The sequence below is a fragment of the Kamptonema sp. PCC 6506 genome (genome assembly GCF_000180455.1).
GTDB lineage: Bacteria > Cyanobacteriota > Cyanobacteriia > Cyanobacteriales > Microcoleaceae > Kamptonema > Kamptonema formosum.
The window spans coordinates 21,456-30,183 of record NZ_CACA01000096.1 but is presented as its reverse complement, the minus strand read 5'-3'; the positions used below and the strand labels follow the sequence as shown (position 1 = coordinate 30,183).

General features: G+C 43.8%; 8 protein-coding genes. 3 read left to right on the top strand and 5 right to left on the bottom strand.

All coding sequences use genetic code 11. The features are described 5' to 3' along the window. On the top strand, positions 1-1,771 hold a 1,771-nt coding region (locus tag OSCI_RS05310; RefSeq protein WP_157135544.1), incomplete at its 5' end, for a CHAT domain-containing protein. A gap of 92 nt (positions 1,772-1,863) precedes the next feature. Here OSCI_RS05310 and OSCI_RS05305 read toward each other — a convergent pair. Further along, the gene (locus OSCI_RS05305; protein ID WP_007353832.1) at positions 1,864-2,244 is read right to left on the bottom strand and encodes a c-type cytochrome; all 381 of its coding nucleotides are present in this window, start codon (positions 2,242-2,244) and stop codon (positions 1,864-1,866) included. 355 nt (positions 2,245-2,599) lie between these two features. Here OSCI_RS05305 and petG point away from each other — a divergent pair, with 355 nt between their 5' ends. Beyond that, entirely contained in the window at positions 2,600-2,719 is a 120-nt protein-coding gene (gene petG / locus OSCI_RS05300; protein WP_019486789.1) for a cytochrome b6-f complex subunit V, read from the top strand. A 16-nt stretch (positions 2,720-2,735) separates the two neighbouring features. On the opposite strand, the gene rsmD is transcribed toward petG, so the two are convergent. Both rsmD and hisH read right to left on the bottom strand, forming a co-directional pair. Further along, on the bottom strand, positions 2,736-3,278 hold the full coding sequence (gene rsmD / locus OSCI_RS05295; protein WP_007353831.1) for a 16S rRNA (guanine(966)-N(2))-methyltransferase RsmD: 543 nt from the start codon (positions 3,276-3,278) through the stop codon (positions 2,736-2,738). 28 nt (positions 3,279-3,306) lie between these two features. Next, positions 3,307-3,942 (bottom strand): imidazole glycerol phosphate synthase subunit HisH, encoded by a 636-nt coding sequence (gene hisH / locus OSCI_RS05290; protein WP_007353830.1) that lies wholly within the window; start codon positions 3,940-3,942, stop codon positions 3,307-3,309. Positions 3,943-4,009: 67 nt separating this feature from the next. On the opposite strand from hisH, the gene OSCI_RS05285 reads away from it, so the two are divergent. After that, positions 4,010-4,543 (top strand): hypothetical protein, encoded by a 534-nt coding sequence (locus tag OSCI_RS05285; RefSeq protein ID WP_007353829.1) that lies wholly within the window; start codon positions 4,010-4,012, stop codon positions 4,541-4,543. Positions 4,544-4,768: 225 nt separating this feature from the next. Here OSCI_RS05285 and OSCI_RS05280 read toward each other — a convergent pair whose 3' ends face one another. Together OSCI_RS05280 and OSCI_RS05275 are read right to left on the bottom strand one after the other, a co-directional pair. Further along, the gene (locus OSCI_RS05280) at positions 4,769-6,115 is read right to left on the bottom strand and encodes an ArsB/NhaD family transporter (protein ID WP_007353828.1); all 1,347 of its coding nucleotides are present in this window, start codon (positions 6,113-6,115) and stop codon (positions 4,769-4,771) included. Positions 6,116-6,150: 35 nt separating this feature from the next. Next, entirely contained in the window at positions 6,151-8,706 is a 2,556-nt protein-coding gene (locus OSCI_RS05275) for a tetratricopeptide repeat protein (protein WP_007353827.1), read from the bottom strand. Between the last annotated feature and the right edge of the window lie 22 nt (positions 8,707-8,728).

Sequence of the window (8,728 nt, the reverse complement as noted above, 5' to 3'; positions counted from 1 at the left end):
TAATGGTAATAATCAGCAACCCGGAGGTAATGGTAATCCACAGCAACCTGTAGGTAATAATCAGCAACCTGGAGGTAATGGTAATCCACAGCAACCCGGAGGTAATAATCAACAACCTTTACCCCCGCGACAACAATTAGCTAATTCCCCAATAAATCCACCTCCCTCCCCAAATCTTGCAGGCATAAATACGATTAGGCCTGACAGTCCGGTTCTGAATAGTGGTGGACTTTACAATCAACAAATATTAAATGTTGCTCCCGGAATAGATCGCGGCGATCCTGGAAAACCAGCCAATCCCAACTCTGGATTAATGCCGCAACCTCAGAGTGGCAACAGCATCTCTGGCAATCCCGGTAACAGCTCAATATTGCGTGTCGAATCTAATCCCGGCAATAGCCCCTCGCCACAAAATCCCTCACCTAACGGCCCTAAACCAGATGGCAACAATCCACCGCCACCTGGTGGCGCGCCTAATGCCAGTCTAGCTGGATTCTCGCCAGCCGTAGAAGTAGCTAGAGCTAACCTCAGCCAAACTCTTGATGCTGGGAGAGTCGAGGTTGCCGTACCTCAAATCGAGGTGCTGACTCAACAGGAATATAAGGATTACTTGGGAGAAAGTCTTTCATTAGGAACGGCTGTAAATTCTGCTCAAAATATCAGAGAAATGCTCTCGAAAATCGAGAAACAAACTGGCAATCGCTCTGCAATTGTTTATGCGATCGCGCGACCAGATCAGCTAGAACTTGTATTAATGACCGCCAGTGGTCACATCCTGCACCGAACCGTCCGCGAGGCGAATCGCGAGGTGCTAATACAGACTGCAAACCAGTTCCGCGACGAAATCACCAATCCTGTCAAACGCCGTTCCACAAGCTATCTCTCACCCGCACAAAAGCTTTATCAGTGGTTACTAAAGCCTTTAGAGGCGGAATTACAAGGGGAAAAAATAGAAACCCTTCTGTTTAGTCTGGATGCAGGACTGCGGACGCTACCAATTGCCGCGCTCCATGACGGGAAACAATTTCTGGTAGAAAAATATAGCCTAGCGCTAATACCGAGCTTGAGCTTAACTAATACTAGCTACCAACGCCTTTCTGGTGCCTCAGTTTTGGCAATGGGTGCATCAGTATTTTCGGACAAATCACCTTTACCCGCTGTACCTTTAGAATTGCAAACGATCGCGGCTAAGTGGCCAGGGCAATTTTTCCTCAATGAAGCTTTCACTCTTAAAAACCTCAAATCTCTACGCTCTGCGACACCTTATCAAATTATCCACTTAGCTACGCATGGCGAATTTAAGCCGGGGGCTGCCGGCAACTCTTACATTCAGTTATGGGATGCTCAACTGCAACTGAATCAGCTTAGGCAGTTAGGCTGGAGTAACCCGCCAGTAGAGTTACTGGTGTTGAGCGCTTGCCGCACGGCAGTGGGAGATAATGGCGCAGAATTAGGATTTGCAGGTCTTGCCGTACAAGCTGGGGTGAAGTCTGCCTTAGCTAGTTTATGGTATGTTTCCGATGAGGGAACGCTGGGGTTGATGGCAGGATTTTACAGCCAATTACGGAATGCTGCCATTAAATCTGAAGCTTTGCGACAATCACAAATTGCGATGCTTCGAGGAGAAATCAAGATAGAGTCTGGCCAACTGCGAGGTGGTGGTGTAGCAAGTGGAGTAATGCTGCCCGCTGGGGGGAAAAATCAACTCAGTACAACTTTATCCCATCCTTATTATTGGAGTGGTTTTACGATGATAGGTAGTCCTTGGTAATTGTTAGTTGTTAGTTGTTGGTTGTTGGTTGTTGGTTGTTCAGTAAATCCTTCTTACTTCTTCCTTCTTCCTTCTTCCTTCTTCCTTCGTAATTAAATTTGCTCCAGATAGCTCAGTAGGTCTGCCATTTCTTGGGGACTTGGCTGAAACTGAGGCATGGGAGGGGTTTGTCCGCTGATTACTTGCTCGATCAGACGGCTCTCAGACTTACGCTGGGAGACACCGTGTAAGTTTGGGCCTATCTGACTGTTGAGATGCCATGCGTGACAACCGGCACAATTCATTTGAAAAATGGCTTGACCTTGAATGGGATTGCCATTCATGGACAAAACGGTTTTGATGTAGGGATCTGCGGCCTGAAAATGTCTTATGCCTAAAATCGCTATAAGACTTACCAGCGAAACCACTAGAGCAATCAAAGCGATCCGCTTGACCAGGTGTTGAATTTCATTGCTAGCGAGCTGGTTATCCAAAGGTTTCTAATTAAATAAGAATCTACAAGAAAGTTTAATTCACATAACATAGCTTAATGGTTCCCGGCAGGAAGGGCAAGGAATTAGTAATTAAAAATTAAAAATTAAAAATTAAAAATTAAAAATATACCAAGTGCTAATATAGCAACCGCCAAGGTAGTTAGGACATTTTAGTTTCCTCAAACTATTAATTCTATTCCCTTCTTCCTCTTCTTCCCCTAGCCCCTAGCCCCTAGTCCCTAGTCCCTAACCGCCTTGGCGGTTGTGATTTTTTTACTCTGTCAAGTAAGTTCACATTTCAATTAAGATTAAGATTGCTATAAATTGCGAAAAGTAAGAAATAAGGAGATATAACGTGGTAGAACCGCTGCTTTCAGGTATTGTCTTGGGTTTGATTGCCGTCACCTTGCTGGGGCTATTTTTCGCTGCCTATCAGCAATACAAGCGTGGCGATCAGTTAGGCATTAATAAATAGAGAAGCGATCGCCTATTTATGCGGGACGGTAGAAAGTCAAGGCTGTATTGCCATAGACTTTCTGCCTGCAAATTTCCAAGGGCGGTAATGGTTCTATTGTCTCTAGTTCGGGGCTGTGTTCTACTGCTATTTCGCCGTACTCGGCTAACATTTGTTGGGTAGCGATCGCTTCTAACACTGGTTGGTACAAGTCGCTGGCGTAGGGCGGATCGAAGTAAATTCGGTCAAACTGCTGTCCGGCTAGCTTATGCAGTTCTGCGATCGCATCTCCCCGAAGGATCTGGAATTGCTGGGAAGAGTTGGCTACTTGCTGCCAATTTTGGCGAATGATGGTGCAAGCTTTGGCGGACTTTTCGATCGCGATCGCTTCTTTGGCCCCCCGACACAGTGCTTCAGCACCCATTGACCCGCTACCGGCACACAAATCTAGCCATCGGCATCCGTCAATAGTGCCTTGCCAAATATTGAAAACGGCCTCTCGTACTCGCCCCAAAGTCGGGCGGGTGAGAAGTCCGGGTAGAGTTTTAAGTTGACGGTTGCCGTGAATTCTGAGAGTCATTTTATCAATTAAAGTTAACTGTTAACTGTTAACTGTTAACTGTCACCCTGACTTGGCTAACAAAGTTTGATAGAATTTGTAAGCCTGTAGCAGAAGACTTTTCTGGATGAAATTGTACGGCCATCAAATTACCTTGGGCGATCGCGGCTGTCACAGTTTGAGTACCGTGAGTTGTACTTGCAGCGCACACCCTCGAATCGACAGGATCGACATAGTAAGAATGGACGAAATAAACCCAATTATTTGCTGATAAACTTTGCCACAAAGGGATATCTGGCTGATTAAATTGTAGTTGGTTCCATCCCATGTGAGGAATTGTCAGCCCTGGTTCCGAATGAAACCTGCGTACAGTACCGGCGACAATTCCTAACCCTGGTTCTGTGCCTTCTTCGGAACTTTCAAACAATATTTGCAAACCCAGACAGATGCCTAAGAATGGTTTACCAGATGCGATCGCGGCTTTAATTGGTTCGACTAAGCCGCGCGATCGCAAATGCTGTACGGCGGGGTCAAACGAACCCACACCGGGCAAAACCACTGCATCTGCTCGATCGATTTCCTTCGGCGAATCAGTGACATGAGGCGTTGCACCCACTTTCTCCAAGCCTTTGCAGACTGAGTGCAAATTGCCCATATCGTAGTCTACTACTGCAATCACAGACATTGATTTGGCCTTATATTAGAAGCTTTCACTATCTTTACACAAAACCGACTCTGCGATCGCCCTTTCTATGACGATAAACATTCTGCTCACCTCTTTTGACACTTGGCTACCCCATCAGCCGTCTAATGCTTCGGACGATTTACTGGCAAAGGTTGCGGAAATAGAATCTTTGCCTTACGCGCTAACTTTTTTAAGAAAACTGCCCGTCGATCCAAAGTTCGGGCCGAAACAAGCGATCGCTAAAATTGACGAATTACAGCCCGATTTAATTATTTGCTGTGGCATGGCGGAATCGCGTAAAATTTTAACTGTAGAATCTACTGCTATTTCTGAGGGCGAAATCCTACAAACAACTATCCCACTGTCAAGCCTAGTTGCAAATTTAACTTTAACTGAAATTAGCGATGATGCAGGTAAATTTGTTTGCGAAGCTCTATATTATTCAGTCTTAAAACATATAAAAAAGAAGAGATTGCAAAGTCAATGTATATTTATCCATGTCCCGATTCTGACAGAAGAAAACATTGAAATAATTCTCAAAGATTTTTTATTGATTATGGACTTTTGTAATGAACACAGTAAAATCAAACTTATTTCTTAGTCCGCGTAGGCGGGGTTTGTTTCTGTAGTAATACCCAATAATTAAACGTAGCCCACCTTACAATTTATAGCGTTTATTTATGTTCACCTAGTTACCCCCTTTATTGTCATTGCAAGCCAAGCGAAACAATCGCCTAGTCTCTGCGATTGCTTCGCTTCGCTCGCAATGACGACGGATAATTACTCATAAAAATGATAAAACAACAAACTTATTACCAATTACCAATCAAGATAATAACAACGGAAACCAAATCGCCAAAGCTAAGAGAGTAAGAAACAAAACAGGTAAAGTCAAAATTACATTGAGACGAAAATATTGACTCCATTTTATGTCGCAGCCTCGGCACTTCAAGATATTGAGCCAAAGTAGGGTCGATAAACTGCCAATCGGAGTAATTTTAGCACCCAGAGCGCACCCAATGACAGAGGCGTAAACCATACCTTCTTGGATATCGGGAGGGATAATATAGGTAGATTGAATGGCTAATGTGTGAATTAAGACAGCAGGTAAATTATTAGTAACGGCGGCAAATATTGTCGCTAAAAATCCCGTGCTAATTATAGATAGAAATAATCCCCATTGGGCGAACTGTGCTGAGATTAATCCGATTGTAGTTATTAAGCCAGAATTACCCAAGCCGAGCGCGATTATATACATCCCCCAGCTAAATAAAATAATTTGTACGGAGGTAGAGTTGAGGAATTTAGTGAAGGGAGATAAGGAGCGGACGAGCGGGGCAAAAGACCGCAGTGGTAGGGATGAATTCGTATAGGAGAAACCGCTTATAGGATCGAAATAAACTGTAGCGTCAACTTTTATTGTCTCTTTTTCAGGTTGGTTACTATTTATTTTCTCTTGTGCCGATGGCAAAGCTTCTGGTTCTTTAATCTCCTGTTTTTTTGGGGAGAAATGAGGCTCAATAGCTGGTTTAAAAGCTGTTCTAACTAAGTCGAAGGATGGGTAGGTGGGGGGGATATCAGACCAAAAATAGAACAAGAAAACGGCGAAACTGGCGGCGATCGCGACTCCACTGACAGGTATCATGACTGAAGCGTAGCGTGTCGCGGAAATGTCGGCATAACTCGCAGCGATGGTATTCACTAAATTGCTGGAGGTGAAAGCCAAACTAGCAACGTCAGCAATAAAACCTGTGGCGATCGCAAAAGCAAAGGTTGGTTTCCGGCGAAAACCAAGCAAAGCGAGGATTTCAAAGACAAAGGGGGTGAGAGTCAGCGTTGCGCCGCAGTTAGTCAGTAAGATACTGGCAACTACAGTCGCCAGTCCCAGCATTAAAAATAGTAGCCTACCTCTGTTCAAATTCCAGCCAGCCGCACGGAGTGCTAACCAGCGTAGGGCCCCGGTTTGTTCGAGAATCCAGTTTAAAGCGAGCAAAGCCGCCAAAGTCAGGGTGTTGTTGCCGAGAATTACTCTGGCGGCGGGGAGATTTTGTAACGCGATCGCGCCAGTTGTTAAGGTGGCGATCGCTCCCCCTAAAGCACTAAAACCAATGCCTAATCCTCTTGGTTGCCAGATGGCGATCGCGAGGGTAAGCAAGAAAATGGCTAAAATCAAGTTTATGCAGATCCCTGAGTCAGAAAGTGTTGACTTTATTCTGCTTCAATTAAGTCCCAAAATCTGTCATCTTCTGCAATGAACTCAAAATCTGGTTCCGTTGTTGCTTCGATCCGATATTGGGGATTGCGCGCGATCGCGTGTTCTAGATTTTCAACTGCCAAGTCTACTTCCTGTTGCAAGGCATAACAAATCGCCTTGTTGTAATAAGCGTTGGCAAAGTCTGATTTAATTTTAATCGCGCGGTCAAAGCTTTCAATCGCTTCGTTATCGCGTTCTAGCTTGACCAATATCTCGCCTCTGGAATTCCAAGCTTTATAAGACTCATAATTCAATTCTATGGATTTGTCGAAAGAAGCGATCGCCTCTTCATATCGTTCTAAAACCCCCAAAGCTAAACCTCGATTTAACCAGGCGACGGCATCATCAGGCTCTACATGAACCGCGCGATCGAAGGATTTGAAAGCTTCCTCCTCCTGTTGTAACGTTCCTAGTGCCACCCCTCGGTTTACCCACGCTTCGCGGTAATCGGGATTGATTTCGATGGCTTTGTCAAAGGATGCGATCGCGTCTTCCGCACGTTTCAATTTTGCCAAGGCTAATCCTCGGTGCAGCCATGCTTTGCTATCCTGCGGCTGAATTTCCAACACCTGGTTAAAATCTGCGATCGCTGCTTCATAACGCCGCAATTCTTTTAAGGTAATACCTCGATGATACCAAATATTGGCATCATCTGTTTTCAGTTCAATAGCTCGATCGAAAGCAGCCTTTGCCTCTTCAAACTGCTGCAATTCCCACTGAGCCAGACCGCGCTGATACCAAATCTCAGGGCAATTTTGCTTGATTTCCAAAGCGCGATCGCAATTGGATATTACCTCATTGTAACGCCCTTGAGACAACAAACTATTTCCCTCATTGATATAGTCTTCCACATTCAAGAACAATTCAGGGTGATTTGATTTCAGCCTTTCAATTTGTTCGTTTAAACCTTGAATTTTTACCGTCACTTCCGGGATTACCGCCTCTGCGATCGTCGTCGGCGAACTATCAGCAATTTCCTGCCAAATTTGAGCTTTATGAGTTTGAGTTTCCGATAGTATTTCTGAAAGTTGAGCAACCAAATCACCCTGGGATTGCTCTAAATTCTGAATCGTTAAATCCTTACGAGCTTGTACCTGAGTTTCCAACTCCGTGAGTACAGCAGTAATTTCAGTTTCTAGTTGTTCTAAGTTCTGTAGAGCTAAATTTTTTCCTCCTTGAATCTCAGACATTAATGTAGACAATTGAGCCTTTGCAGAACTCTGGAGATTTTCCAAATCCTGAAAAGTTTGAGCCTGATTTTGTTTAATACCAGCTTGGGAATCCGAGACAAAAGTAGTAAACTCTGTCTCTACATCTTTCAAATTCTTGCTCACCAACAGCATTTGCTTTTTAATTTCCAACTGCAATTCTGAAAGTTGAGCAGTTATTTCTCTCCCTAATCGTTCCTGATGTTTAATTGCTTCTGCATGGAACAGCCGCACTTTTTGTTCAGAATCAACTTTAAGTTTTTCTAGACACTGGGTTAAATCAGACTCTTGCTTTTTCAAGTTTTCCAGAATAAAATCCTGTTGCCTTTCCACATTAACTGGAATTTGAGCCAATTTAATTGATAGCTCTGACTGCGCTTGTTTGAGATTTTGTAGAATTAAATCCTGTTGTTTTTCGGCATTAACTGAAATTTCAGCTAATTTAGCCGACAAGCCAGATTCCGCCTGCTTCAGATTTTGCAGAATTAAATTCTGTTGCTTTTCTGCATTAATTTGAATTTCCGAATATTGAGATGCAAACTCAGCTTCCGTCTGTTTCATAGTTTGCAGGACTGTATTTTTCTGACCTTGAACCTCAGACTGCATATCCAAAAGCTGAGGAGCAAACTGTGAGGATAATTTTTCTAAATTTTGGAGAATTAAATCCTGTTGGTTTTGAATATTTTCTTGGATTTCAGCAAGCCGTGCCCCAAACTCTACCTCAGATTTTTTTAGCTTGTCGAGTCCATATTTCGTCTCTTCTCCAACATCGGCTTGCACTTGAGAAAACAACTTCGATGTTTTCTCTTTTTTAACAGCTAACTCTTCGTGAAAATTTGATTCCTCGCGCTCTAAATCTGTTTCTATCTCCTCAGCTTTTAGGAGAATACCTTGAACAGTTTGATTAGCTTCAGCAATCCGCTTGTCCAAACCTTTTAATTCATTAAGCTGACTTCTCGCCATACTTGCGATTTCAAACATCACAGCTCGGCGCAACAGGAACAAAACTGCAATTGCAGCAGCTAAAAGCAGCACAAAAGCCCCAAGCACAACATTAAATAAAAGTGTTGTGCGACTAAAATTGCGGAGATTTTCAGCTTGAGTTCGCTCAAGAATCCGCTTTTGTTCTCGCAATTGTTCGAGTTCCCGTCGTTCCCCAGTAGAAATGGGTTTTGTCTGAGTTGTTTCAGCAGCATTTGGGGAGGTGGGTTGAGCAAAAGCAACACCCACAGACAATAAAAGCGTTGAAAGAACGGCATTACCTGCCAATACTAAAGCGAATTTGGGATGCTTTTGTTTCATTTGGGGTACCGAGTTGCATTCA